General features: G+C 65.5%; 24 protein-coding genes and 2 pseudogenes. 11 read left to right on the top strand and 15 right to left on the bottom strand.

The window, feature by feature from the left end; all coding sequences use genetic code 11:
• The 4 genes from ABE463_RS16240 to ABE463_RS16225 form a co-directional block, all read right to left on the bottom strand.
• The gene (locus ABE463_RS16240; protein ID WP_346468865.1) at positions 1 to 813 is read right to left on the bottom strand and encodes a DNA-formamidopyrimidine glycosylase family protein; all 813 of its coding nucleotides are present in this window, start codon (positions 811 to 813) and stop codon (positions 1 to 3) included.
• Positions 806 to 1,561, bottom strand: coding sequence for a DUF72 domain-containing protein (locus ABE463_RS16235; RefSeq protein ID WP_346468864.1), 756 nt, complete (start codon positions 1,559 to 1,561; stop codon positions 806 to 808). Before ABE463_RS16235 ends, ABE463_RS16240 begins: the two co-directional genes overlap by 8 nt.
• Positions 1,562 to 1,564: 3 nt before the next feature.
• Entirely contained in the window at positions 1,565 to 1,999 is a 435-nt protein-coding gene (locus ABE463_RS16230; RefSeq protein WP_259261328.1) for a pyridoxamine 5'-phosphate oxidase family protein, read from the bottom strand.
• Positions 2,000 to 2,122: 123 nt separating this feature from the next.
• On the bottom strand, positions 2,123 to 3,247 hold the full coding sequence (locus ABE463_RS16225) for a metallophosphoesterase (RefSeq protein ID WP_346468905.1): 1,125 nt from the start codon (positions 3,245 to 3,247) through the stop codon (positions 2,123 to 2,125).
• A gap of 237 nt (positions 3,248 to 3,484) precedes the next feature.
• Here ABE463_RS16225 and ABE463_RS16220 point away from each other — a divergent pair, with 237 nt between their 5' ends.
• Together ABE463_RS16220 and ABE463_RS16215 are read left to right on the top strand one after the other, a co-directional pair.
• The gene (locus ABE463_RS16220) at positions 3,485 to 5,134 is read left to right on the top strand and encodes a hypothetical protein (protein ID WP_346468863.1); all 1,650 of its coding nucleotides are present in this window, start codon (positions 3,485 to 3,487) and stop codon (positions 5,132 to 5,134) included.
• 169 nt (positions 5,135 to 5,303) lie between these two features.
• The gene (locus ABE463_RS16215) at positions 5,304 to 7,349 is read left to right on the top strand and encodes a TonB-dependent receptor (RefSeq protein WP_346468862.1); all 2,046 of its coding nucleotides are present in this window, start codon (positions 5,304 to 5,306) and stop codon (positions 7,347 to 7,349) included.
• Positions 7,350 to 7,362: 13 nt separating this feature from the next.
• On the opposite strand, the gene ABE463_RS16210 is transcribed toward ABE463_RS16215, so the two are convergent.
• Together ABE463_RS16210 and ABE463_RS16205 are read right to left on the bottom strand one after the other, a co-directional pair.
• A complete protein-coding gene (locus tag ABE463_RS16210) occupies positions 7,363 to 8,388 on the bottom strand; it encodes an AI-2E family transporter (RefSeq protein ID WP_346468861.1) in 1,026 nt (341 codons plus the stop codon).
• Entirely contained in the window at positions 8,379 to 9,428 is a 1,050-nt protein-coding gene (locus tag ABE463_RS16205) for a LacI family DNA-binding transcriptional regulator (protein WP_346468860.1), read from the bottom strand. The genes ABE463_RS16210 and ABE463_RS16205 overlap by 10 nt, the downstream gene beginning before the upstream one ends.
• A gap of 96 nt (positions 9,429 to 9,524) precedes the next feature.
• Between ABE463_RS16205 and ABE463_RS16200 the strand changes: the two genes are divergently transcribed.
• The 5 genes from ABE463_RS16200 to ABE463_RS16180 are packed head-to-tail and all read left to right on the top strand — an operon-like array spanning position 9,525 to position 14,158.
• On the top strand, positions 9,525 to 10,577 hold the full coding sequence (locus tag ABE463_RS16200) for a sugar phosphate isomerase/epimerase family protein (RefSeq protein WP_346468859.1): 1,053 nt from the start codon (positions 9,525 to 9,527) through the stop codon (positions 10,575 to 10,577).
• 26 nt (positions 10,578 to 10,603) lie between these two features.
• The gene (locus tag ABE463_RS16195; RefSeq protein WP_346468858.1) at positions 10,604 to 11,821 is read left to right on the top strand and encodes a nucleoside permease; all 1,218 of its coding nucleotides are present in this window, start codon (positions 10,604 to 10,606) and stop codon (positions 11,819 to 11,821) included.
• A 12-nt stretch (positions 11,822 to 11,833) separates the two neighbouring features.
• Complete coding sequence (locus ABE463_RS16190; RefSeq protein WP_346468857.1) at positions 11,834 to 12,958, top strand: Gfo/Idh/MocA family oxidoreductase; 1,125 nt, start codon at positions 11,834 to 11,836, stop codon at positions 12,956 to 12,958.
• Positions 12,959 to 12,977: 19 nt separating this feature from the next.
• Positions 12,978 to 13,844 (top strand): sugar phosphate isomerase/epimerase, encoded by an 867-nt coding sequence (locus tag ABE463_RS16185; RefSeq protein WP_346468856.1) that lies wholly within the window; start codon positions 12,978 to 12,980, stop codon positions 13,842 to 13,844.
• A gap of 35 nt (positions 13,845 to 13,879) precedes the next feature.
• Complete coding sequence (locus ABE463_RS16180) at positions 13,880 to 14,158, top strand: cytochrome c (RefSeq protein ID WP_265309807.1); 279 nt, start codon at positions 13,880 to 13,882, stop codon at positions 14,156 to 14,158.
• 7 nt (positions 14,159 to 14,165) lie between these two features.
• Here the strand turns inward: ABE463_RS16180 and ABE463_RS16175 are convergent, their stop codons facing one another.
• From ABE463_RS16175 to ABE463_RS16150, 6 genes are all read right to left on the bottom strand, one after another.
• Positions 14,166 to 14,909, bottom strand: coding sequence for a DUF1080 domain-containing protein (locus ABE463_RS16175; RefSeq protein WP_346468855.1), 744 nt, complete (start codon positions 14,907 to 14,909; stop codon positions 14,166 to 14,168).
• 14 nt (positions 14,910 to 14,923) lie between these two features.
• A complete protein-coding gene (locus ABE463_RS16170; RefSeq protein ID WP_346468854.1) occupies positions 14,924 to 15,499 on the bottom strand; it encodes a gluconate 2-dehydrogenase subunit 3 family protein in 576 nt (191 codons plus the stop codon).
• Positions 15,499 to 17,184 (bottom strand): GMC family oxidoreductase, encoded by a 1,686-nt coding sequence (locus tag ABE463_RS16165; protein ID WP_346468853.1) that lies wholly within the window; start codon positions 17,182 to 17,184, stop codon positions 15,499 to 15,501. The genes ABE463_RS16170 and ABE463_RS16165 overlap by 1 nt, the downstream gene beginning before the upstream one ends.
• 26 nt (positions 17,185 to 17,210) lie before the next feature.
• Positions 17,211 to 18,113, bottom strand: coding sequence for a TIM barrel protein (locus ABE463_RS16160; RefSeq protein ID WP_259261314.1), 903 nt, complete (start codon positions 18,111 to 18,113; stop codon positions 17,211 to 17,213).
• A 183-nt stretch (positions 18,114 to 18,296) separates the two neighbouring features.
• On the bottom strand, positions 18,297 to 18,554 hold the full coding sequence (locus ABE463_RS16155; protein ID WP_346468852.1) for a hypothetical protein: 258 nt from the start codon (positions 18,552 to 18,554) through the stop codon (positions 18,297 to 18,299).
• A gap of 479 nt (positions 18,555 to 19,033) precedes the next feature.
• The gene (locus ABE463_RS16150; RefSeq protein WP_134833327.1) at positions 19,034 to 19,996 is read right to left on the bottom strand and encodes an alpha/beta hydrolase; all 963 of its coding nucleotides are present in this window, start codon (positions 19,994 to 19,996) and stop codon (positions 19,034 to 19,036) included.
• An 86-nt stretch (positions 19,997 to 20,082) separates the two neighbouring features.
• Here ABE463_RS16150 and ABE463_RS16145 point away from each other — a divergent pair, with 86 nt between their 5' ends.
• Together ABE463_RS16145 and ABE463_RS16140 are read left to right on the top strand one after the other, a co-directional pair.
• Complete coding sequence (locus tag ABE463_RS16145; protein ID WP_134832126.1) at positions 20,083 to 20,682, top strand: CGNR zinc finger domain-containing protein; 600 nt, start codon at positions 20,083 to 20,085, stop codon at positions 20,680 to 20,682.
• Between the two features lie 129 nt (positions 20,683 to 20,811).
• Positions 20,812 to 20,946, top strand: a pseudogene (locus ABE463_RS16140) (transposase); the annotation flags it as partial.
• Positions 20,947 to 21,341: 395 nt separating this feature from the next.
• Here the strand turns inward: ABE463_RS16140 and ABE463_RS16135 are convergent.
• Both ABE463_RS16135 and ABE463_RS16130 read right to left on the bottom strand, forming a co-directional pair.
• Positions 21,342 to 21,832, bottom strand: a pseudogene (locus ABE463_RS16135) (IS5 family transposase); the annotation flags it as partial.
• 164 nt (positions 21,833 to 21,996) lie between these two features.
• Positions 21,997 to 22,458, bottom strand: a complete 462-nt coding sequence (locus ABE463_RS16130; RefSeq protein WP_134832125.1) for a VOC family protein — start codon at positions 22,456 to 22,458, stop codon at positions 21,997 to 21,999.
• 110 nt (positions 22,459 to 22,568) lie between these two features.
• Between ABE463_RS16130 and ABE463_RS16125 the strand changes: the two genes are divergently transcribed.
• On the top strand, positions 22,569 to 22,802 hold the full coding sequence (locus tag ABE463_RS16125) for an SOS response-associated peptidase family protein (RefSeq protein WP_241655230.1): 234 nt from the start codon (positions 22,569 to 22,571) through the stop codon (positions 22,800 to 22,802).
• A 242-nt stretch (positions 22,803 to 23,044) separates the two neighbouring features.
• Here ABE463_RS16125 and ABE463_RS16120 read toward each other — a convergent pair whose 3' ends face one another.
• Positions 23,045 to 23,584 carry a single-stranded DNA-binding protein gene (locus ABE463_RS16120; RefSeq protein WP_346468851.1) on the bottom strand — a complete coding sequence of 180 codons (540 nt, stop codon included), beginning with the start codon at positions 23,582 to 23,584 and terminating at the stop codon, positions 23,045 to 23,047.
• A gap of 312 nt (positions 23,585 to 23,896) precedes the next feature.
• On the opposite strand from ABE463_RS16120, the gene ABE463_RS16115 reads away from it, so the two are divergent.
• Positions 23,897 to 24,928 carry a LacI family DNA-binding transcriptional regulator gene (locus ABE463_RS16115; protein ID WP_346468850.1) on the top strand — a complete coding sequence of 344 codons (1,032 nt, stop codon included), beginning with the start codon at positions 23,897 to 23,899 and terminating at the stop codon, positions 24,926 to 24,928.
• Positions 24,929 to 24,932: the final 4 nt, after the last annotated feature.

Genomic DNA, 24,932 nt, shown 5'->3' with positions numbered 1-24,932 from the left:
CTACGCCATGGGCGAGGACCTGGCTGAACGCCTCGGGGCGGCCTTGCGTGCGTTCGGCGCGGCTTTGCGCCCGGCAGGCGCGGCGCCGTAGCGCACCTGACACACCGGGCAGAAGAACGCCCGCCGCCGGGTAGTGCCCGGGTAGGTCTTGCTGATCGGCCCGCCGCAGTGGGGACAGGTGCGCTTGGTATGCACGAGCCAATGCTGGCGCAATACGAACTGCCGCTTCCAGTCCAGGAAATCGAAACTGTACTGCCGCGCCTGTTTGATGATCTCGCCCAACTTGCGCGATGGCAGCGCGCCGACCGTGGATTCGGGATGCACGTGGGTGCGGAACAGCACCTCGTTCTTGATGATGTTGCCCACGCCGGCAAAGATATCCTGGTCCAGCAGCGCGTCGCAGATCAACGTTTCCGGCTGCTGCTTGAGCTTCCTGCGCGCCAGCCCGGGATCCCAGGCCGGGTCCATCACATCCCCGCGCCAGTCGTAGGTGTCCTCCAGCGCGCCTTCGATGTACTTCACCGACGAGGCATAGAGGTTGAGCTCGCCGTTGTCGAACTGCAGCGACACCCGCGGTGGCGACGGCTTGCGCTCATCGATGCGGTAGCTGCCGAACAACAGCATGTGCACGCGCAGGCTGAAGCCGCGAAACTCGATCAGGAAGTGCTTGCCCCAGCTGCGCAGCGCGACCACGCGGCGGCCCTCCATCCGGGTGAGGTCGAGCGAGCTGTTGCCGGTGGCCAGGCGCACGGTCTTGCCGCGGAACTTGGCAGCGGCCTCGCGCAGGATGACGATGGAGGGACCTTCAGGCATCTCCGGGCTCCTGGAGAGCGGCGCCGCTCAGGATGTCCTGCAGCCGGGCCGCATTGGCGATGGCGAACCCATGGGCAGTGTTGTCGAAGATCACCCAGCGCGCACCGGCTGTCCGCGCAGCAACCGTTCTCGCCACTGCATGCAGCGCCGCATCGTCATACGCGCTGTAGTACATGCGGGGCGCGCCATGCCATCGCCAGTAACGCCATCGGGCGTCACCGCCTGGCTGCGCAGCCTCGGGAACCCGCGCAGGATCGGCACCGACACGCCCGATCGCATGGCGCTGCAGCAGCGCGTCGGCCTGCGGCCCGAACCAGCTGGCGTGCCGTGGCTCGCAGACCACGCGCACATCGGTGCGACGGCGCAGCGTGCCGAAGAAGCCGGCCGCAACCCGCGCATCGAAGGCATGGCTCGGCGGAAGCTGCAGCAACAGCCCGCCGAGCGTGCGGCCCAGGCCGGCAGTTTCCTCTAGGAAGCGGTCCAGCGCCGGACCGCAACCGCGCAGCGCCGCCTCGTGCGAGATGGCTTTGGGCAGCTTCACCGAGAAGCGGAACGCAGCCGGCACGCTTGCCGCCCACCTTTCATACGTGCGCTGCTGGTGCGGCCGGTAGAAGGACGAGTTGATCTCCACCACCGGGAAACGCGTTGCGTAGCGCGCGAGCATGCTCTCGCCCTCTCCGGTCAATGCGGCATGACGGCCGGGAATCGACCAGCCTGCGCAGCCGATCTTGATCGACGGGGCAGGCATCGCTTACAGGCGGATCTCGCCGTCATCCTCGCCCGACCAGTAGTGGATGCGGGTCGCGTTGACCTGGATCAGCACGATGCCGGGCGTATCCACGCCCTGCTTGAACCAGCGCTCCAGGTCAGGGACCCAATGCGCCTGCAGGGTCGCGCGGTCGCGGCTGAGCGTGGCGTGGCCTTCCACCGCCACGAACAGCGGCGGCTTGCCCAGCAGCGATTTGCTGCCGGTGAAGGACAGCGCCACTTTCGGGTCGCGCTCGATCTCGGCCACCATATCCGCGCTGTCGAAGGCGAAGAAGTAGCTGTCACCGTCGTAATCGACATCGCCGTTGTTGCTCATCGGCCGGCCGGCGATCTCGCCGCTGGCGGTGTGGGTCTGCAGCATCGCGAAATCTATGCCGGCCATCTTCTTGGCCAATTCGGGCAGGGTCAGGGTGGTCATGGCATCTCCGCAGGTCAGGGCTCGTGCGCCCAGCCTCCGCGCAGCCCGGTGACCGAGGCGTGCACACCCACTGGCGGAAATTTCACATGAGGTGATCCTCATCGGGCACGCATCCACACACCATCAGCGCGACCGAAGCGTAATCAGCGTGATCTCCGACGGCACGCCGATACGTGCTGCGAAGCCCGGCCACAGCCCGGCACCGTTGCTGACATACAAGGTCATGCCATCCACCTCGTAGCGCCCGGACACGAAGCCGCCGTTGGCGCGCTTGACCAACTGATTCATACCGATGATGTGGCCGCCGTGGGTGTGGCCGGAGAGCTGCAGCGCGACGCCCTTCGCGGCATTCGCGCGTGCCTCCACCGGACGATGGTCGAGCAGGATCACCGGCGCCTGCGGGTCCGCGCCGGCCAGTGCGGCGGTCAGGTCCGGCATGGGAAGGCCGTAGCGCGCAGCCACCGGATCGGTGACACCGGCGATGGTCAACGTCGCACCGTCACGCTGGACCTGCGTGTGGGTATTCTCCAGCACCTGCATGCCCTGCCCGCGAAAGGCCTGCATCCACTCGGCGTACTGCGCGTAGTACTCATGATTGCCGGTGATCGCGATGATGCCATCGGGTGCGCGCAGCCTGGCCAGCGGCGCGAAGTCGTTGGCGCGGGCGCTGACGCTGCCGTCGATCAGATCCCCGGTGATCACCACCAGATCCGGATGCAGGGCATTGCTCTGGGTGACCACCTTCTCCACCCAGGCACCGGTGAGCAGGCGGCTGGCATGGATGTCGGTGAGCTGCAGCACCCGGTAGCCGTCAAACGCGGCCGGCAGCCCGTCGATGGCCACCTCGATCTGGCGCGGCTTGGGGACCGCCATGCCCTGCCAGATACCGTAGGCGGACAGCAGCAACGCCAATGTGCCCGCTGCAGGGCGCAGCCACGGCGCACGCAGCATCGGCAGCACGCGCTGCGCCCGGACCAGTCGCGCGATCAGCAGCAGCGCATCCAGCACCAGCACGAACACCGCACTGATCAGCAGCGTGGTGAACCCGGTCGCAAGCACCGCGATCACCGCTTTGGGAATCTCGGGCGAGGCCATGGTCCCGGCGAACTGGGCCACGATCCGGTGGTGCAGCGCCAGTGCGACCACCAGCAGGCCCAGTACGATCCGCACCGGACGCGACAGCCGCAGCGGCCAGATCACGCGCCACACCAGATACAACGCAAGCAAACAGCCGATCACACTCAGCACAGGCACATCCTGGAAACGTGGGGGGACAAACACTGCCATCGTTCCTGATTCAGGCCGCGCATTCCAGTGCAGGCGTTCGGGATGATTCAGGCAGCGCCGGGCAGGCGGGTGCAGTGTCGGCCGCGCCGGTGGGTGTGGGAAACTGTCGTCCGTTGTACCCGCCGTCGATACGCTGCACCTGCACGCTGTCCGATCCTGCGGGTGCACGCCGGCACTCCCAGGACAAGGACTACAAGGATGGCGTCACTGCGCGGCCCGTTGCTGGGCATTCTCTTCTTCAACGGTGCGTCCGCTGCCGCTGCCCCGCCTGCCGAAGCGGTCTATTTCATCAGCCAACAGGTCAGCGCGGCCGACAGCGCGACCCCCGCGCTGCGCAAACGCATGTTGACCGGTGTGACCCTGGCGCCCGGCCACGGTCTTCGCACGCGCCTGCTGTGGTCCGCGCCGACCGGCAGCGGCGTCGGCCGCAGCACGCTGGCGCTGGATCCGGATACGCCCGATGCGCAGGCGCTGCTCGAGGTCATGGCCGCCGGCATCGACATGCATCTGGACGACCAGGGCCGTGTCACCGAGGTGCGTTCACTGGCGCCACAGGCATGGCAGGCACTCACTGCCCGTCAGCCCTACCTGGCGCAGGTGCTGACCTCGTCGGAGCAGGCGCTCGGCCTGCGCCCCCGGCGTCTGCCCGCGGCGCTTACGGTGGGCCAGCACCTCGTGCAGCACGATGCCACGCAGGGTCTGGGCGCGATCGTGTGGCGCATGCAGGTCCGTGCGGTGACCGCCGATGCCGTGGTGCTGGACACCACCGTGGAGGGCGACACCTTGCGCGGTACCGGCCGCCAGGCGTTGCGCCGTGCCGACGGCATGCCGTTGGAAGCGCGCTTCGAATTCCACGTGGCCGCCGGCAAGAACGGCACGCCGGCCACCACGCACCGTATGCACCTGGCGAACCTTGCCGAGATCGCCACGCCGGACGTGCTCTCGGATGAGGACGGCGCGTCGGCGCATGACGCCACCGATGAGGCGCTGCGGCGCCCTCCCTTCTCTGCTCCATCGCGCGATCCGGCAGATTACGTCGTGGATTCGCAGGAAGATGGCACGCTGGAGCCCTGGATGCTCGATGCGGCCGCGCTGCCTCGCATCGAGAAGAGCCTGCTGTTCGGTCTCAGGCCTGATGCCCGCACATCGCGCCCTCTGCTCCGCCTGGGAGGTGAGATGCGCGCCGCGCGTGACATCTCCGGCAACACCCCCACCGCACCACCCCTGGTGGTCTCCGCGCGGATGCGCGAGGTTGAACTGCTCGACCATGCCGGTCGTGCGCTTCCCCACTTGCGGGCGGTCCCGGTGCCACACCTTTGGATGCTGATGGAGAGCTACCAGATCGGCGAAAGCGACCTGGCGTTTCCACTGCGGCTGCCGCTGGATACGCGCGCGGCGCAACTGGAGGCACTCGACAGCCTCCGGGCGACGGTCGATGTGGAGACTTACCAGTGGGACGGCAGTGAGTCACTTGCCCAAGGGCAATCGTCGCAGCGCAATCCCCAGGCGCGGATCGTCTGGACCTCGCCCCAGCGCGTCACCGTGTTGCAGGACCTCCCGCCGCCCGCACAGACCCGCGGTGTCTGGACGACAGCCGTACCGGTGGACGCGGCCGGCCGCCCGATCGCTGCCGCAACGCAGATGGCCGGACGCACCGCCGGCACTGGCACGCGGGAAGGCCGCGAGCGACCGCTGAGCTGGGAGCAGGATCGCCTGCCGCTACGGCTTGAGATCGCTACGGCGCAGCCGATCGCCGCGCTGAAGCTGCGGCATTACCGTTGGGAGACCATGTCACGCCAATGGGTGTTCCAGAACGCGAGCACGCTGAGCGGCGCCGCGCCGCACTGACACCCCACGATTGTGGCCTGCTGAAGCGCAGGCCTTTTCCGCAGCCTGGCCAGGGAGGATCCGTCAGGCCCCCGCATTGCTCTGCGCGGCCGTCAGAGGACGGATGACCGCACCGAATGCAATGTTATATTATTTCTTTTTAACCACACGCCCGGAAAGGCACGACCCGATGAGAACCAAGGCAATGGTGTCCGCCGTATTGGCGACCCTGTGCGCAGGCGAAGCACGCGCACAATCCGGCGATGCTGCGATCACCCTGGGCAGCGTGCACGTGCGCGAAGGCTCACACCGCCCCTTGGCCGCCAGCCGCGTGCTGACCTCGGTGGATGTGCTGGGCGGCGACCAGGTGCATGAGAAGAATGTGTCCAACAGCTGGGAGCTGCTCGGCCAGATGCCGGGCATGCAGCTCACCGAAACCCGCCAGGGCGCGGAGTCCGGCAAGGCCACCTTCCGCGCGTTCAACGGCGAGGGCTACCTCAACGGCATCAAGATCCTGATCGACGGCATCCCCAGCAACGTCAACAGCGGCAACCAGCGCTTCATCGACATGGTGTTCCCGCTGGACATCGACTACATCGAAGTCGTGCGCGGGACCAACGATCCCCGCTACGGCCTGCACAACATTGGCGGCAACATCAACCTCGGCACCCGCCAGGGTGGCAACTACACCGATGCGCGGCTCACCTACGGCAGCTACAACACCCGCGAAGCGCAGGTCGCGATCGGTCGCGAAGCGCACGGTGTCGCCCAGAACTACTTCCTGGCGTCACAGGCCTCCGATGGCTACCGCGATCATGACCGCTCGAAAAAGTACTCGCTCGGCGGCAAGTGGTTCTACAGCGGCGACGAGGACCTGTTCACCATCGGCCTGATCGCACGGGTGTACCACCACGAGGCGGACGAGCCCGGCTTCATGACGGCTGAAGAGTTGGCCACTGACCGCCGCGGATCCGCGCTCAAGAATGCCAACGATCTCGACGACCGCGACATGCGCCACCTCAGCACCCATCTGGACCTGCAGCTGAGCGACACCGTGCATGTCAGCAACAAGCTGTACTACAACCGCTACGAGGACGATCGGCAGGTCACCTTCACCGGCTACGTGCCCGGCAACGCGCCGCGCCAGCGCCGCCAGTGGGATGAGAAACAGACCGGCCTGCTCAGTACGCTGACCTGGGCGGCCACGCCTGCGCTGACGGTCGAAGGCGGTCTCAACGCCGAGCACCAGGACAACACCTATCGCCGCCTGCGCTACAACCACGCCATCCCGACCGACTTCTCGACCCCGGCGCGGATCCAGAACGACGACCGCTATTCCCTGGACAACCACGGTGCTTACGTGCAGGCCGTGTATCAGCCCACCCCTGCCCTGAAGATCGTGCCCGCCTACCGCGTCGACCGCTTCTCCGGCAGCACCCGCCTGCCCGGTGGCATCACCGCCCCGCTGCAGCACTACGGCACGATCGAGCAGCCCAAGCTGAGCGTGGTCTATGCGATCACCCCGGCCTTGAACGTCTATGCCAACTGGGGCAGAACATTCCAGGTACTGACCGGCTCCACCGCACCGGCCTACCTCACCGCCGGCCAGGACACGTTCCGGCCCTCGATCAATACCGGCAAGGAGGTGGGCATCAAGTTCACCCCGGCCGTCGGCACCGACGCGCGCATCGCGGTGTGGCGCCAGGATGCAACCGACGAGGTCGCCAACATGCCGGCCACCGGCACCTCGGTCGGCCTGGGCCAGACCCGTCGCGAAGGCGTCGACCTGCAAGTCACCACGCGCCTGGGCGAGCAGTGGACGCTGTGGGGCTCACACGCCATCCAGCATGCCAAGGTGGTCAGCGCCTTCACTACCGACGGTACCGCCCTGGCCGGTAACGAAGTCATCGCCACACCGCGCTACATCAGCAACATCGGCGTGGACTACCGTACCAACGAGCGCTGGGCCTTCGGCCTGCAGGGCCGGATGCAGGGTGACTACTACATTGAAGAGCGCAACACGCAGGGCAAGTTCGGTGCCTTCGCGGTGCTCGATGCCAGCGCGTCGTATCGGCTGTCCGAGCGGCTGAGCGTGGACGTGCAGGTGAAGAACCTGACCGGCCGTGATTACGCGTATGCGTGGTACGACAACTTCTTCTGGGGCGGTGCTGACCAGCCGATGTTCTCGCCCGCACCGGGGCGCTCGGCGTATGTATCGTTGAACCTGAAGCTGTAGGGCAGCCTAGCCCTCAGATCCAGCGCTGATCCAGCAGTTCGCGCTTGATATAGGCATAGAACACCGGGGCCGCGACCAGTCCCGGCAGCCCAAACGCGGCTTCCATCACCAGCATCGCCAGCAGCAGTTCCCACGCACGTGCCTGGATCTCGCCCCCGACGATGCGCGCGTTGAGGAAGTACTCCAGCTTGTGGATGACCACCAGGTACAGCAGCGCGACCACGGCCACGTAGAACGACACCGACAGCGCGACGATGGTGATGACGGTATTGGAGATGATGTTGCCCACCACCGGCAGCAGACCGGCGAGGAAGGTGATCAGTACGAGGGTTTTCGCCAGCGGCAGATGCACACCGAACAGCGGCAGTACCCCGAGCAGGAAGACGGCGGTGAACAGCGTGTTGAGCAGGGAGATCTTCACCTGTGCGAACACGACCTGCCGGAAGGCCGTGGCCATGCGGCTGGTGCGGCCGATCAGCTCCTGTGCCAGCGGCCCCATCTTGGGCAAGGGCAACTCGTCGTAGAGCGCGATCATCGCCCCCAGCACCATGCCGATCAGGATCCGCACGCTGATCTGCACCGCCGAGGTACCCGCGATGCCGAGCTGCTGGCGGTGCGTCGCCGCCCAGTCGTTCATGGCCGTGCGCAGCGCCTGCAGGTCTTCCGGGATATAGGGCTGCAGCAGGTCCGGCACCTGGTGGCGGGACGTGTTGAGGATGTCCATCAGGCGCATCAACAGCGCATCCGGTCCACCGGTCTCGTTGCGGAAAAACGAGGCGATGCCGATCGCCGCCAGGGTCAACGCGCCTATGATCAGCGCCGACAGGACGATCACCGAATAGGCCCGTGCGCGCCCGGGCGGCAACTTGCCTTCGACGGTGGAGGCCAGCAGGTGGGTCAGGTGGAACACCAGCAGGCCCGACAGCAGGGTCACCACCAGCCCGAGTTTCAAGGTCAGCCACATGCCCAGCAGCATCAGCAACCAGGCGGCGATGCGGGCGGTGGGCGGCTTGGGCAACGCGGGGATCACTATGGACATGCGGGCGCATCCTGACGGGTGGCCCATGGTAGTGGATGCGGTGTGGGCGCTGCAGTCGAGCCCCGCACCATCAAACTGAAATCCAGCGTCTGCTGAAGCGGCACATCGACACGTTCGATGATGGCGAGCAGCAGGTTGACCGCGCGGGCACCGATCTCCCGCATCGGTTGCCTGATGGTCGTCAGCGGAGGCGTGAGGTAACACGACGATGCCAGGTCGTCGAAGCCGACGACGGACAGATCACCCGGCACCCGGATGCCCAGATCCCGGCAGGCCGCCAGGACGCCCAGCGCCATCTGGTCGCTGAAACAGAACACCGCCGTCGGCACGGGCGCGCGCGCCAACAGCGACATCCCGGCCGCGTGCCCAGATTCGATGGTGAAGTTGCCCGGCACGACGCTCAACTGGCGCAGGCGGCCACGCGCCTTGGCAGCGGTCCGGACGCCTTCCAGTCGTTGCTGGTGCAGAGGATTGTCGCGCGGCCCACCGACCACGGCGATCCGCTCGTGCCCCAGCCCGTACAGGTGTTCCATCACGGCGCGCGCGGCGGCCGCGTTGTCGATGTGGACGCTGGGGATGCCCAGCGCGGGATCGAATTCGCAACCGTTGACCACCGGCGCGGCAATGCCCTGCTGCTGGACGATGTCACGTGCCGTAGGCGGGAGGCGATGCCCCAGCACGATCAGGCCGTCAGCCTCGTTGCGCCGGAGCATCTGCGCGTAGCGTTCCTCGCGCTCGGGCAGGTTCTGGGTATCGCCCAGCAGGACGGCGTAACCAACGGCCTGCGCCGCGTCCTCCGCGCCCTGCAGGATCTGGGCGAAGAACGGGTTGGCGATGTCCGGCACGGTGACCAGGATCTTGCCGCTGCGCTGGGTCTTGAGTGTCCGGGCAACCGTGTTGGGGACATAGCCCAGCGCGGCGGCCGCCTGCTCGATGCGCGCGCGCGTGGCCGGCAGCACTTTCTCCGGCCGGGACAGCGCCCGTGACACCGTGCCGGCCGAGACGCCGACGTGCTTTGCAATGTCGTAGATGGTGGCCATGGGGGTTACCTCTTCCTTCCGCTGTGCAGTGCACAACGGGTCTTTCGAATGCCCCTGCTAGGATAATGCAATCGATTGCATCGAGGGCGAATCCTCTTGAAAACGCTCAAGGGTCCAGCGCTGTTCCTGGCGCAGTTCATCGGCGACACACCTCCTTTTGATCGGCTGGACACGCTGGCCGGCTGGGCCGCGGGGCTGGGCTATTCTGGCGTACAAGTGCCGACCAGCGCGCCCCACCTGTTCGATCTGGCCGAGGCGGCGCGCAGCCAGGCTTACTGCGACGATGTCGCCGGCATGCTGGCCGGGCATGGCCTGCAGATCACCGAGCTGTCCACCCACCTGCAGGGGCAGCTCGTTGCGGTCCATCCGGCCTATGACAGTCTGTTCGACGGATTCGCGCCACCGGACAAACGCGGTGATCCCGCGGCCCGCCAGGCCTGGGCGGTGGAGCAGCTGCTGCTGGCCGCCAAGGCCAGCCAGCGCCTGGGGCTGACCGCGCACGCCACGTTCTCCGGCGCGCTGGCCTGGCCCTACTTCTATCCCTGGCCGCAACGACCGCCGGGGTTGGTGGACGAAGCCTTCGCCGAACTCGGCCGCCGCTGGCGCCCCATCCTGGATGCGTTCGACACGTGCGGCGTGGACCTGTGTTTCGAGATCCATCCGGGCGAGGACCTGCATGACGGCGCGACGTTCGAGCGCTTCCTCGATGTGGTGGACCATCACCCCCGCGCAAAGATCCTGTACGACCCCAGCCATCTGCTGCTGCAGCAGATGGACTACCTGGGTTTCATCGACCGCTACCACGCGCGCATCGGCATCTTCCACGTCAAGGACGCGGAGTATCACGCCAGCGCGCGCAGTGGCGTGTATGGCGGTTACCAGGACTGGATAGATCGTCCGGGCCGGTTCCGCTCGCTCGGCGATGGGCAGATCGACTTCAAGGCGATCTTCTCGAAATTCGCGCAGTACGACTTCCCCGGCTGGGCAGTGCTGGAGTGGGAGTGCTGCCTGAAACACCCGGAAGACGGCGCGCGCGAGGGCGCCGCGTTTATCCGCGACCACATCATCCGCGTGACCGAGCGCGCCTTCGACGACTTTGCCGACAGCGGCACCGATTCTGGATCACTGCGCCGCATGCTGGGGATCTGAGCCATCACTGCCTGGGAGGGCAAACCATGACGCACACCATGTCGCGCTTGGGCGCGATGATGTTTCTGCAGTTCTTCATCTGGGGGGCATGGTTCGTCACCCTGGGGACCTATCTGGTGCAGGGGCCGTTGCAGGCCAGCGCGAGCCAGGTCGCGACGGCGTTCCTCAGCCAATCGATCGGCGCCATCGTCGCGCCCTTCCTGGTCGGCCTGATCGCGGATCGCTACTTCGCAGCGCAGCGCATCCTCGCGGTGCTCCACCTCGCTGGCGCGGCGCTGATGTGGCTGGCGTCCACGGCGACGGACTTCAGCACCTTCTCCGTCTATGTCATGGGATACATGCTGCTGTTCATGCCAACGCTGGCGCTGGCCAACAGTGTGGCGATGCGGCACATGCAGTCGCCGGAAAAGCAGTTTCCGCTCGTGCGGGTGGCCGGCAGCGTCGGCTGGATCGTGGCGGGCGTGCTGATCGGCTGGCTGGGCTGGGAACAGGCGCATCGGCTCGAGCTGACGTTCCGGATGGCGGCGATGGCGTCGCTGGCGCTGGGCCTGTATGCGTTCACGCTGCCGCACACGCCGCCGCTGGCGCAACAGCGCGACGCCGGGCTGGGACAGATCCTGGGGCTGGATTCGCTGCGACTTCTGAAGTCGCGCTCCTACCTGGTGTTCTTCCTTGCCTCCATCGCCATCTGCATCCCGCTGGCGTTCTACTACAACTTCACCAACCCGTACCTCAACGATCTGGGCGTGCGCGGCGCGGCCGGCCTGCAATCGCTGGGCCAGGTCTCCGAAGTGCTGCTGATGCTGGCCATGCCGTTGCTGTTCGTGCGGCTGGGAGTGAAGACGATGCTGGCGGTGGGCATGGCGGCGTGGGTAGTGCGCTATGCGATGTTCGCCTTCGGCGATGCAGGCAGCGGCTTCTCCCTGCTGGTGATCGGCATCGTGCTGCACGGCATCTGCTACGACTTCTTCTTCGTCACCGGCCAGATCTACACCGATGCGCATGCCGGCCCCGCCGCGCGCAGCAGCGCGCAGGGGTTCATCACCCTGGCCACGTACGGCGTGGGCATGTTGATCGGCACGTTCCTGTCCGGCGCGGTGGTGGAGCACTACACCTCGGCAGCTGGCCCGGACTGGCAGCAGATCTGGCTGTTCCCGGCGGGCGTCGCGCTGGTCGTGCTGATCGCCTTCCTGTTGTTGTTCCGCGACCGGCCGGTGGTTGCGGCCGCACCGTCCACCCCCTGAGGACCGCACCCGATGCCCAAGCTTGGAATTGCCATCGTCGGCACCGGCATGATCGGCGCCGTACACCATCGCGCGGCGCTGCTGGCCGGTGCGGAGATCCGGGGCGTGGCCGCCTCGTCACCGCAGCGCGCACGCGACGTGGCGCAGACATGGGGCGTGCCGCGTGCCTATCGGGACATCGAAGAGGTGGTCGCCGATCCACAGGTCCAGGTGGTGCACGTCTGCACGCCCAACCATCTGCACCGCGCCATGGCGCAGGCCGCGCTGGAAGCGGGCAAGCACGTGATCTGCGAGAAACCGCTGGCCACCACGCTGGAAGACGCCCGGGCCCTGGCGGCATTGGCCGCCTCGACCGGGCTGGTCGCCACGGTGCCGTTCGTCTACCGCTACCACCCCGTGGTGCGCGAGGCACGCGCACGCATCGCGCAGGGCGAACTGGGGCCGCTTCACCTGATCCACGGCAGCTACCTGCAGGACTGGCTGCTGGACCCGGCCAGCAACAACTGGCGCGTGGACCCGGCGCTGGGCGGCGCGTCGCGCGTGTTCGCCGACATCGGCTCGCACTGGTGCGACCTGGTGGAATGGGTCAGTGGCGAGCGCTTCGTCGACGTCAGTGCGGCATTCGCCACGGTGATCGCCGAGCGCAGCACCGGTACCGGGCAGAGCTTCACCACCGCGGTGGCCGGTAGCGCGATGCAGCCGGTCAGCAGCGAGGACGTAGCGGCGGCGATGTTCCGTACCGGCGCAGGCACGCTGGCGTCATTGACGGTCAGCCAGGTCTCGGCCGGACGCCACAATCGCCTCTGGTTCGAGATCGACGGCACCCGGGCCAGCGTGGCGTTCAACCAGGAGGACGCCGAACGGCTGTGGATCGGCCGACCCGACCAGCGCGAGGAAACCTTCGTGCGTGGGCCGGGTGCCGGCAGTGCCGAACAACGCCGGCTGTCGGTGTTGCCGCCCGGCCATGCGCAGGGCTACGGCCACTGCTTCGAGGCGTTCGTCGCCGACACCTACCACGCCATCGACGGCGAGCGGCCACAGGGCCTGCCCACCTTCGAGGACGGCCTGCGTTCGGCGTTGATCGTCGACTGCGTGATTGCATCGGCCAGGTCCCGTGCCTGGACCACCATCGGTTGAATCCCGGGAGGATGTGTTGATGAACATCGCTACGCGCAGGACCACCACCCTCGCACTGCTGCTGCTCGTTGCCCTGCCCGCCTTCGCAGGCGCCCCGGCCGGTCCACAGCAGCCCATCGCAGTGCAGATGTACACGCTGCGCGACGCCGGCACGCTCGACCAGCAGTTGAAGATCGTGCATGACGCGGGCGTCGGCGCGGTGGAGACAGTCGGTACCCAGAATGTCAGCGCCACCGAACTCAAGCACCTGCTGGACCGCTATTCGATCAAGGCCATTTCCTCCCACGTGCAACTGGCCGATCTGCGCAGCGACCTGGACGGGGTGGTGGCCTTCAACCGCTCGATCGGAAACACCACCCTGGTGGTGCCGTACCTGGACAAGAAGGATCGGCCGACCGATGCCGCAGGCTGGACCGCACTGGGCCAGGAACTGGGCCAGATCGCGGCGCTGGCAAACGCCCAGGGGATGCGCTTGGCTTACCACAACCATGACTTCGAGCTGGTCGATTTCAACGGCAAAACCGGCCTGGAGCTGCTGTTCGCTGCGGCCGGCCCCGACCTGCAGACCGAGCTGGACCTGGCCTGGGTAGCCCGTGCGGGCCATGACCCAGTGGTGATGCTGGGCAAATTCCGCGGCCACGTTTTCGCGGTACACGCCAAGGACAACGCACCCAGAGGCCAGGCCGAAGACGAGGGCGGCTTCGCCGCCGTTGGCCAGGGCGTTCTGGACTGGAACGCGATCCTGCCTGCCGCCGCGGCGGCAGGCGTGCACTGGTACATCGTCGAGCACGACCACCCTCGTGATCCGGCCAAGGTCATCAAGACGGGCGCGGACTACCTGCGTCAACACCTCACCGCCACGCTGCCCGCCAGCGCACCGCGCTAGCCTGCCAAGGAGCCCACGTGAACAAGATCCTGACGCTGGCCCTGACGCTGTTCGGCACGGTGCTGGCCCCCACAGCGTGGTCCAAGGACGACCCGGCCGCTGGCGCACAACTCTATGCCGTGCACTGCACGGCCTGCCACGGCGCGAATCGGGCAGGCGTTCCGCCGACGTTCCCCGCACTCACCGATGTCGCCAAGCGGTTGCAGCCGGCGCAGATCAAGGAAAAGATCAGCAAGGGCGGCGGCTTGATGCCGCCCTTTTCCCAGCTGTCGCCACAGGAAATCGACAATCTCGCCAGTTACCTGGCGAAATAGGATTGCACTACAGCTGCCGCACCCAGATGTTGCGGTAGCTGACCTTGGAATCGTGCTCCTGCAGGTAGATCGGCGCACACCCATGTGGCGCGTACGAAGGCGCGCCGATGTACTCGGTCTTGCCCGCCAGCACGGTGTCGTCCTGTACCAGCACACCGTTGTGCAGCACAGTGATGCGCGCGGGCGACGTGAGCCCGCCGCCCGGCGAGAAGCGCGGTGCCTTCCAGAGGATGTCGTAGGCCTGCCACTCGCCCGGCGCACGCGAGGCGTTCACCAGCGGCATGGCCTGTTTGTAGAGCGAGGCCGCCTGGCCGTTGGCATAGGTCGAATTGTTGTAACTGTCGAGCACCTGCAGCTCGTAGCGTTCCTGCAGGAAGATGCCACTGTTGCCGCGGTCCTGGCCCTCAAAGCCCTTGGTTTCGACAGGCGTGCGCCACTCGACATGCAACTGGACGTCGCAGAAGTGCTGCCTGGTGCGAATGCCCTTGCTGCCCGGAACCACCGTCAGTGCGCCATCGGCGACGCGCCAAGGCACGCGCCGGCCCTGCTCCGACTCCCAGGCGGACACATCATTGCCATCGAACAGCACGATCGCGTCGGAGGGTGCCTTTCCTGGGGGCGTGGCCACGCTCGCGGGCACCGGCGTCCAGACCTCGGTCTTCTTCGGATCGTGCGCAGGGTCGGCACCGGCCTGCGCGAGCGCAGGTGCGGCAACCAGCATGGCGGCGGCGACCAGCACAGGGGTGATCATTCCGTTGCGCTCCATCAGCTGGTCCCCCACGCCGGTGTACCGGGGATATAGGCGAGGTCGCCGTCGTAGCGCCCCGGCACCGCGACGTACTGCAGCACCTCGGTCGCGCCAACCTTCGAAGTGAAGAAACCGAAGATGGCCAGTTGCTTGAGCATCGTGAAGTAATGCGGCATCGCGTCTCCCTCCTCGGCGGTGCCTGTCTCGCTCACCTCGACCGCGTGTTTCCTGGCCTCTGTATCCAGCGCGCGCAGCAGCTCGGCGCGGGCCTGCGGCGCAAGTGAAACGAAGCGGCCGCCCGCGCGTTTGTCGATATCGGCCAGGCCGGCGCGGAACGTCGTCTGCTGCCGGGCGGTGTAGCAGTCGCTGACGAACGTCGCCATGAACGCACCGGCGCCTGCGTCTTTCGCCCCCGGCGTCTTCGTCCGCGGCAGGATGGTCTCTGCGATCTCATCCAGCGTGCCGACATCCGCGTCGGAGAAGGGCGTCTTCGCCCCTGCGGCAGGAGCCTGTGCCTGACCGAGTGCGGGCAGACCGATCATGGCTGCACCGGTGGCGGCGACGATCATCTTCAGCAGTTCGCGGCGGTCCATCAGAGATTCCCCGCTTTCAGTTCGCGCACGGCGTGGTCGGCAGCGCGTGCCGTCAGCGCCATGTAGGTCAATGAAGGATTCACGCACGCGCTGGAGGTCATGCACGCCCCGTCGGTCACATAGACGTTGGGCGCATCCCAGACCTGGTTGTGCTGGTTCAGCACGGAGGTGCTGCGGTCACGGCCCATGCGCGCGGTCCCCATTTCGTGGATGCCCTTGCCCGGGGCGTAGTCATTGTCATGCATCTCCACGTCCTTGACGCCGGCGGCCTCGAGCATCTCGGCGGCATCGGCGGCCATGTCCTTGCGCATGGCCAGTTCGTTGGCGCGCATGGAGACATCCATCGCCAGCACCGGCAGTCCCCACTTGTCCTTGCGGTCGCTGTCCAGGCGGATCGTGTTGTCGTGGTGCGGCAGCATTTCGCCGAAGCCGGTCATGCCGATGCGCCAGTCACCGGGCACGGTCAGCGCCTCCTTCAGGTCGGCACCGATGTTCAGCTCGGCGATCTCGCGCGACCATCCCGTGCGGCTGGCACCGCCCTGGTAGCCGAAGCCACGCAGGTAGCGGCGCTTGTCCGCAGCCACGTTGCGGAAGCGGGGAATGTAGAAGCCGCAGGGACGACGGCCGAAGTAGTACTTGTCCTCATAGCCATCGACCCGGCCCGAGGCGCCCGCGCCGAAATGATGGTCCATCACGTTGTGGCCCAGCTCGCCCGACGATGCGCCCAGCCCGCCCTCCCAGACATCGGTGGCCGAGTTCATCAGCAGCCAGGTCGAGTTGAAGGAGGACGCATTGAGGAAGATGACCTTCGCCGTGTACTCATAGGTCTGCCCCGTCTCGGCATCGATGACCTCTACGCCGCGCGCACGCTTGCGGTCCTTGTCGTAGAGCACTTCCTTGACGATCGAGAACGGCCGCAAGGTCAGGTTGCCTGTCTTCATCGCCGCCGGCAGCGTCGCCGCCTGTGTCGAGAAATACGCGCCGAAGGGACAGCCGAGGACGCACTTGTTGCGGTACTGGCAGTTGACGCGGCCCTGCTCGGGCATCGGCTGGGTGATGTTGGCGGTGCGCGAGTGGATCATGTGCCGAGTGCCGCCGAAGGCCTTCCTGATCCGCGCGGCCACGTCCTTTTCGACGATGTTCAACGGGATCGGCGGCAGGAACTGGCCGTCCGGCAGCACGTCCAGCCCTTCACGGGTGCCAGCGATGCCGGCGAACTTCTCCACATGGTCGTACCAGGGTGCGATGTCGGCGTAGCGGATCGGCCAGTCGGTGGCGATGCCGTCCTTGAGGTTCGCCTCAAAATCCAGGTCGGAGAAGCGATAGCTCTGCCGGCCCCACATCAGCGAACGTCCGCCGACGTGGTAGCCGCGGAACCAGTCGAAGCGCTTGGTCTCGATGTAGGGCGATTCCTGTTCGTCGGCCCACATGCCCTGGAGGTTCTCGGCCAGCGCGTAGTCGCGCATCAGCACCGGGAAGGCGGCCTTCATCGCCTGGGTTGGCCGGTTGCGGTGCGGGAAGTCCCACGGTTCCTTCATCGCGTTGACGTAGTCCTTAACGTGCTCGATGTTGCGGCCGCGTTCCAGCATCAGCACCTTGAGGCCCTTCTCGGTCAGTTCCTTCGCCGCCCAACCGCCACTGATTCCCGAGCCAACGACGATCGCGTCGTAATGATTGTCTGCCATGGATCTCTCACCTGGTGGATATCGTTTCAGACGTCGCAGAGGCGGATCGCCTCGCGCAGCGAGCCGACGGGATCCGGTGCCGCAGGCATGAATTCCTGCGCCAGATATCCGTCGAAACCGGTGTCGCGGATCGCGCGACAGATGGCGGGGTAATTGAGTTCCTGCTGGTCCCCGATCTCGTGCCGGCCCGGCACGCCCGCCGTGTGGTAATGCTTGAAACAGGCGTGATCCCTGCCGATGGTGGCGATGATGTCGCCCTCCATGATCTGCATGTGATAGATGTCGTAGAGCAGGCCGAAGTGGTCCGAGCCGAGCCGCTGGCACAGCGCCACGCCCCACGCGGAGGTGTCGCACAGGTAGTCGGGATGATCGACCCTTGAGTTCAGCAGCTCCATCACCAGCACGACGTTGCGTTTCTCGGCGTGCCGGAGGATGCGCTTGAGCCCCGCTTCGGCATGGGCCATGCCTTCCTCGGGGTCCATGCCGTTGCGATTGCCGGAGAAGCAGATGAGGTTGCGGTAGCCGGCATCGGCGACCAGATCGATGTGCCGCGTGTAGCGCTCCACCAGTTGGTCGTGGAACTCGCGGCCGGCAAAGCCCTTGGTCAGGCCCAGCTCCGCACCGTTGCACATCGAGCTGTCCACGCCATGGGCCTTCAGCGTGGGCCAGTCTTCCGGGCCGACCAGATCGATGGCGGCGAACCCGATGTCCTTCACTGTCCTGCACAGTTGCGCGACCGACTGCTGCGGAAAGGTCCAGCGAGCGACGGAGTGCTTCAGGTTGCCCTTGAGCGGCGCGGCCGCGGCAAACACCGGCAGCACGCCCGCAGCACCCAACCCAAGGCTCGCGGCGACCGCCAGGCGCAGTGCATCGCGCCGCGTGAGCCCCGGCCCCGATGCCGGTGCCGGTCTGATCGAATGGATGGACATCCGTCTTCCGGCCTCCCAACCGGTATCAAACGCTGACGATCCGTTGCAATGCAATCGATTGCACCATAGAGGAGGAACTGATTTTTTTGCAAGACGCGGTGCACGAAAACGCATGCTGCAGGGCACCACGCGCGTGATGGCTGTCGCCGTGTTCGTGCGATGGGAGGGCGGCGTGCCACGCGATCACGTTAGCCGAGCTGCAGGAGGACAGAGCCGCAGCGAGCGATAGACATACGCGCGGCAGAGCCCCGGCCAGGCGACCAGCAGATAGACCGCGCCGGCGATCAGCCACGCATTGGGTGCCTGCTTCATCAGGCCGGTGTAACCACCGGTCGCGGCCACTGCCAGGATGACCAGCAGGACCCAGCGGAACCAGCGCCAGAACCGCATTCCCCAGTCGACATTGAGCACGTGCTTGAGCTCCTGGTCCGTCAGTCGCATGCCGTCACTCCTCCCTTGAGTTGTGACCCATCGTGCCACGACCAGAGATCGAAGACCGCCGCCAGACCAGCAGGAACCAGAACGTCCCGTGCAGAAAAGAAAAACCCCAGCGAGCACAGTGGCTTACTGGGGTTCTATTTACACCCGTAAAAATCAGAAATCAGAACGGTTGTGCCTACCAAAAAGGTAAACAACTGCCACATGCGCTGGCATGCAATGCATCCAGCGTACTACTGCCTCGCGAGTGTCAACAACTTCGCGTACCAGATAAACGTGTTGGCATCCTTGCCCCCTATCCACTGGAAGCCAGATCGCACCCTTCCCTTCTGCTGGCATACGACCCAACGGGACGCGTTCGACGCCACCTTGTGAACTCTGAACGGGACGGTCGGATTGACTCAATCATCTGGATCGTCGTGCAGCGGCCGGAACGTTTTGGGATCGCTGGGGATTCTGCCTGCCGACGCGTTTCCTGTTGTTCAACGACTCGACTGCGCTCCGCTTCGGTGCGCGCCAACCTTCCGATCCAGAAACTCCCGGATCACCGGAATGATCTCGTCCGCATGCGTCTCCAGCGCGAAGTGCCCGGTATCGAAAAAGTGGATTTCGGCATCGGGAATGTCGCGCTTCCACGCCTCCGCACCGGCGGGCAGGAAGTACGGATCGTTTCGCCCCCACACGGCAAGCAGCGGCGGTTGATGCGTCCGGAAGTAGGCCTGGAAGGCGGGGTATAGCCGCACATTGGAGGCGTAGTCCAGCAGCAGGTCCAGCTGGATATCCGCGTTGCCGGGCCTGGATACATGCAGCCCCTCAAGGGTGTAGCCATCCGGCGCCACCAGGCTGGGGTCGCGCACGCCTTCCAGATACTGCCATTTGATCGCAGCGGCCGTGGGGAACTCGGCCAGGGCAGCGCGGTTCTGCGCACTGGGATCGTTCCAGTAGGCGCGGATCGGATCCCACCCCTTCGCCAGGCCGTCCTCGTAAGCGTTGCCGTTCTGCGAGATCAGGGCGGTGATCCGCTCTGGATGCGCGCTGGCGAGACGCCATCCCACCGGGGCGCCGTAGTCGTGCACCACCAGCGCGTAGCGCTCCAGCTTCAACTGCTCGGTGAAGCGCTGCAGGGTCGCGGCCAGGGTGTCGAAGGTGTAGTCATACGCGCCACGCGCAGGTGCCTCGGTGTAACCGAAGGAGGGCAGGTCCGGGGCGATGACGTGGTATTTGTCCGACAGCGCCTCGATGACGTCCCGGTACATGTACGACGACGCCGCGAACCCATGCAGCAGGAGCACGGTGGGGCCCGAACGGGGGCCGGCCTCCCGATAGAACACCTTGACCTCGCCCACCTGTTCGTAGCGGTACTGGACCTGGGCGTGCGCGGTGGCGGTGGCGGCGAGCAGGGCAGCCGTCGCGCCGAATCGGGCGAGCGTATTCGAAGTAGTCATGAGCGTTTTATGTAACCACATTGGAGTTGATTTGAAGGTTACGTGCGGCGGTGGTAACCTGTCAACAACATTTACAGGGGTTACGCATGATCGACTCAGCTCCATCCCCCGCATTGTTCGTGGCCAATGATCTGGCGCTCGACTTCATCAACTCGGCCTACGGCCCCAGTACGGCCCCGGTGGACGTGCTTCAGGGCGACCAGGCGGCAATCGACTGGCTGGCCGCGGCGGGCGTCCTGGACGCAGGCGCGGTCCCCATCCCGAACGGCGTGGCGGAGCTGGCCGCCGCCTTGCGCGACGAAGCACGCGAACTGCTGACGGCTGCACGGGCAGGGCGCCCGTTCCAGGCACCGATAGTGAACAAGGTGCTGGAGGCTGGCCGACCGATCGTTCAACTGCAGTCGTCCACTGACGGTGCAGGCCCTTGCGTGGTCGAACGCCGCCGCGATGACAGCGCAGAAAGCCTGCTGGAGCCCATCGCAGTGGCGCTGAGCCGGCTCCTCGCCGGTGGCGACCTGCAGCACGTACGCGAGTGTGAAGCGCATGACTGCACACTGCTGTTCCATGACACGACCAAGTCGCGAAAGCGCCGTTGGTGCAGCATGGCGCTCTGCGGGAACCGGATGAAAGTGGCGGCGTTCCGGTCTCGCAAACTGAATCCCCCCGGGTTCGGTGGAGGCAAGTAGGGTTACGTCAGGCCGCCACCGCGGCGGCTTGATTGGCTAGTTGCCGATAGTAGTTTGCCTCAGCTTCGGCAGGCGGGATCGACGTCCCCCCGAGATTGAGTAGCGAAGCGGTTTGGAGTCCAATTCTCAATGACAAGGAGATTGGACGTGAAGAAGCGCTTTTCCGAAGAGCAGATCATCGGCTTCCTACGCGAAGCTGAGGCCGGCATGCCCATCAAGGACCTCTGCCGCCAGCATGGCTTTAGCGAGGCCTCGTACTACCTGTAGCGCAGCAAGTTCGGCGGCATGAGCGTGCCCGACGCCAAGCGGCTCAAGGACCTAGATACGCTGCAACGGCCTCGTCAGGATGAACCAAACAAAGTGGCCCCTGTGCATTTGAGAAGGTCTCAATGCCAATGTCGTCTCGCCGGCGGCGCTTGACCTGCGCCAAGTTCCCGTCAGCTGTGCACAGCCAGAGGAACTCGAGCAAAGCTCTCGCGTGAACAAAGCCAGCCTCGATCATAGGATTGGCGATGGTGGCGACATTTCCTCTAAGGATGCTCTGAGCAGATCACCCGCGATGTTGGATTCATGAGCCGAACGCGTCCCGCGCCCACCTGCTGCGGTTTATTTCGCTGGAAATAGGGTTTTGAGGCCCCGTTGGGCGCCTCCAGACGGATTTATCCTTGGGCCGGCACGAACTGCCAGCGGGTCATCCACAGATTGGACAGCGCAAACAGGGTCAGCACCTGCGAGCTGTTCTTTGCCAGCCCGCGATAGCGCACCTTGGTGTAACCAAACTGGCGCTTGATCACCCGGAAGGAGTGTCCACCTTCGCGCGCATGCTGGCTTTGCAACGCTCCCAGCGCTCGTGCTGCCGACGGTCGCGCGCGTTCTTGATCGCCTTCACTTTGCCCCGCTTCCTGGCGGTTAAGAACGCCGCCTTGGCGTCCTGTAGCTCTGGCCGCGAGTCCGCCCCGGTATAGCCACTGTCGCCCAGCACGCAATCCTCGTTACCGTGCAGAAGTTCGTGCGTGACTGTGACATCGCCTACATTGGCAGCGATGCATGTCACATGGTGCACAAGGCCCGAAAACTGATCCACACCGATGTGCGCCTTCATGCCGAAGTACCACTGATTGCCCTTCCTGGTCTGGTGCATTTCCGGATCAGGCCTTCGGCACCACCGAATGTCAGCTGCATGGAGGGTCCTTCAACGTGGTCTGATGGACCTCAAGCTTGCCGGCCAGCGGCCGGCACTACCATCGGATTTCGCGCAGATTTGTTCAGACCATCCCTAGCAGTGATGCCAGTTCACTTTCCTCTGCACGCCCATCACCTGCTTGGCGGCTGCATGAACTCGATTGTGATGTGATCGGGGCCGGAGACGTAGGCCGCTAGTGTCCCCTTGCGTGGACCGCCTGGAATTGGTTGTGGACTGCCCTTCGCCTTCCATCCGGCAGCCTCTACACGGGCGATGGCGGAGTGAATATCCTCCACGGTCAAAGCCAGGTGTGCAGCTCCGATCGCGCCGGCACTCTCCGGCGCGGCTCCATGCTGGCGACCTCCAGAGTACTGCAGCAGCTCAACCATGAACCCATTCGGCGCCAAGACGATTGCCGTGCGCACGTTCGGATCATCAACGCCTGTAACCTGATACAGGAAATCGCCACCCATCTCCGATTGGCGTTGCAGCTCGAAACCCAGTGCCTGGGTCCAAAAGTGGATGGATTCGTCCAAGGAGGAAACCGTAAAGCCGGCGTGATCAACGCCAACGAGGTGCGTCGTCTTAGTCATGGCTGCATGATCATAGGGGCCGACTCGGCATGTAGGCCGTCTTTGGGGTTACGGCGAGATAGTTGGTTTCATCAGGAAATCTAGGTGGCGCGGCTTGTTCGGTCAAGTGAATGCGCAAAGGCGGCCTCGGCACCTTCACCATCATCACCGGCGACAGCAGCGGCGTGTCAGCCGATATCCACGACCGGATGCCGGCGTGGCTGCAGCCTGGCCAGGTCGACGACTGGATGGCCGCCGAGCCCGACGACGCCGTGGCGATTCTGCTGGCCAGCGAGCCCCCCACTTCAATCGCACGCAGCACGTTGCTGATCGTGTTAGTTGAAAGATTCCTACCCCGAACCTGAGTAAGCGCAAACACGGTGGGGCGAAAGAGCGGGCACCCATGCTCATCCAGCAGTACCGGAAAGCGTCGCCAGAGGCGAACAAGACGATCCGAACGCGAAATGCCGGCCTCATCGTTTACATCCTCTACTAGTAGAAGATTGGCCTCAGACTAGCAGGATGCAGAAATCCATGCGTAAACAAGAAAACCCCAGTAAGTACAATGACTTACTGGGGCTTTTTTGTATGAAGGAAGTGCTAAAAATTAGAACGGAATGTCGTCATCCGCGAAGTCGTCCATCGGCGGCGCGGACTGCTGCGGGGCCTGCTGCTGCGGGCGCTGCTGGCCGTAGCCACCACCACCGCCGCCGCGCTGACCACCACCACCGCCACCACCACCACCGTATTCCTGGCGCGGGGCCTGCTGGCGCTGCGGACGTTCGCCGCCGGCACCACCGCCACCGCCGCCTTCACGGCCGCCGAGCATCTGCATTTCATCGGCGATGATGTCGGTGGAGTACTTCTCCACGCCGTCCTGGCCGGTGTACTTGTCGTAACGCAGGCTGCCTTCGACGTAGACCGAGCTGCCCTTGCGCAGGTATTCACCGGCGATCTCGCCGAGCTTGCCGAAGAACACCACGCGGTGCCATTCGGTACGCTCCTGCTGGTTGCCATCCTTGTCCTTGCGGACGCTGGTGGTGGCCAGGCTGATGCGGGTGATCGCCATACCGCCCTGGGTGTACTTCACGTCCGGGTCGTTGCCGAGGTTGCCGACCAGGATGACTTTATTGATGCCGCGCGCCATAGGGTTGCTCTTCCGTTGTCCGAGGGCAGGCCGCAGTCATATCACAGCCCCGGGCGGGGTGCAGATCTGCCGGGCCGCCCTTGGGAAAATTGGGGGGATCCAGATTGCACCATCTTATCATCGCCGCCGTCCCCGACCCTGTCGGAATTCCGGCCGGCAGGAACCGGAAAGCGGCTCGAGCCATACGCGGCAAGGGTGACGACGGTTACGCCGAATGCCGTCAGGCCCCGGCCTGTGGGACCATCCCGCCGACCGGCCCAGCCTCGGCAGCGCATGGCATGATGTCCCTCCACTGTCCCGCCCCCCGTTGAAATGACCATCCGCGGCAAAGCCACCTCCCTCGATATCGCCCACCTGGCCGGCGTCTCCCAGCCGACGGTGTCGCGGGCGCTGCGCGGCAGCCCGATGGTCAATGCCGAGACCCGGCAGCGGATCCTGGCCATCGCCCGGGAGCTGAACTACAAGGTCGACAAGAACGCCTCCAGCCTGCGCCTGCGCAATGCCGGCACGCTGGCCCTGCTGTTCTTCGAAGACCCCACCAATGACGACTCGCTGATCAACCCGTTCTTCCACGCCATGCTGGGCTCGATCACCCGGGCCTGCGCGCTGCGCGGTTACGACCTGCTGGTCTCCTTCCAGCAGCTGTCCACCGACTGGCAGGCCGATTACGAGGACAGCAACAAGGCCGACGGCATCATCCTGCTGGGCTATGGCGACTACCACGAGTCGCGCGAGCGGCTGCAGCGGCTGGTCGAGCAAGGCACCCACTTCGTGCGCTGGGGCGCTTCCCTGCCCGATCAGCCCGGTGTCTCGATCGGCAGCGACAATTTCCAGGGCGGCTTCGACATCACCGCGCACCTGCTCGACCAGGGCTGCCGCCGGATCGCGTTCGTGGGCCATGCCTCCAGCCACTATCCCGAGTTCGAACAGCGCTACCGCGGCCACGTCGAGGCGATGCAGGCGCGTGGCCTCACCGCCGAGCCGTCCCTGCAGCACGATGCGATCACCACCGAGCAGTCCGGTTTCGATGCCTGCCAGGCACTGTTGGCGCGCGGCGAGCGTATCGACGGGCTGTGCGCGGCCAGCGACCTGATCGCGATCGGTGCGATGCGCGCCCTGCGCGAGCATGGCCTGCGCGTGCCCGAGGACGTGGCGGTCACCGGCTTCGATGACATCCCGCTGGCCGCCTCGGTCTCCCCACCGCTGTCCACCGTGCAGCAGGACACCAAGCAGGCCGGGCACCTGCTGGTGGAAAAGCTGCTGGCACTGATCGACGGCCAGCCGGTGGAAGGCCAGAGCATCGCGGTGAAGCAGGTGCTGCGGGACTCCTCGCTGCGCGGCTGAGCGA

Source organism: Stenotrophomonas sp. TWI819 (assembly GCF_039673075.1).
Taxonomy (GTDB): domain Bacteria; phylum Pseudomonadota; class Gammaproteobacteria; order Xanthomonadales; family Xanthomonadaceae; genus Stenotrophomonas; species Stenotrophomonas rhizophila_B.
The sequence above is the reverse complement of the archived record's forward strand: the minus strand, read 5'-3'. Positions and strand labels throughout refer to the sequence as shown.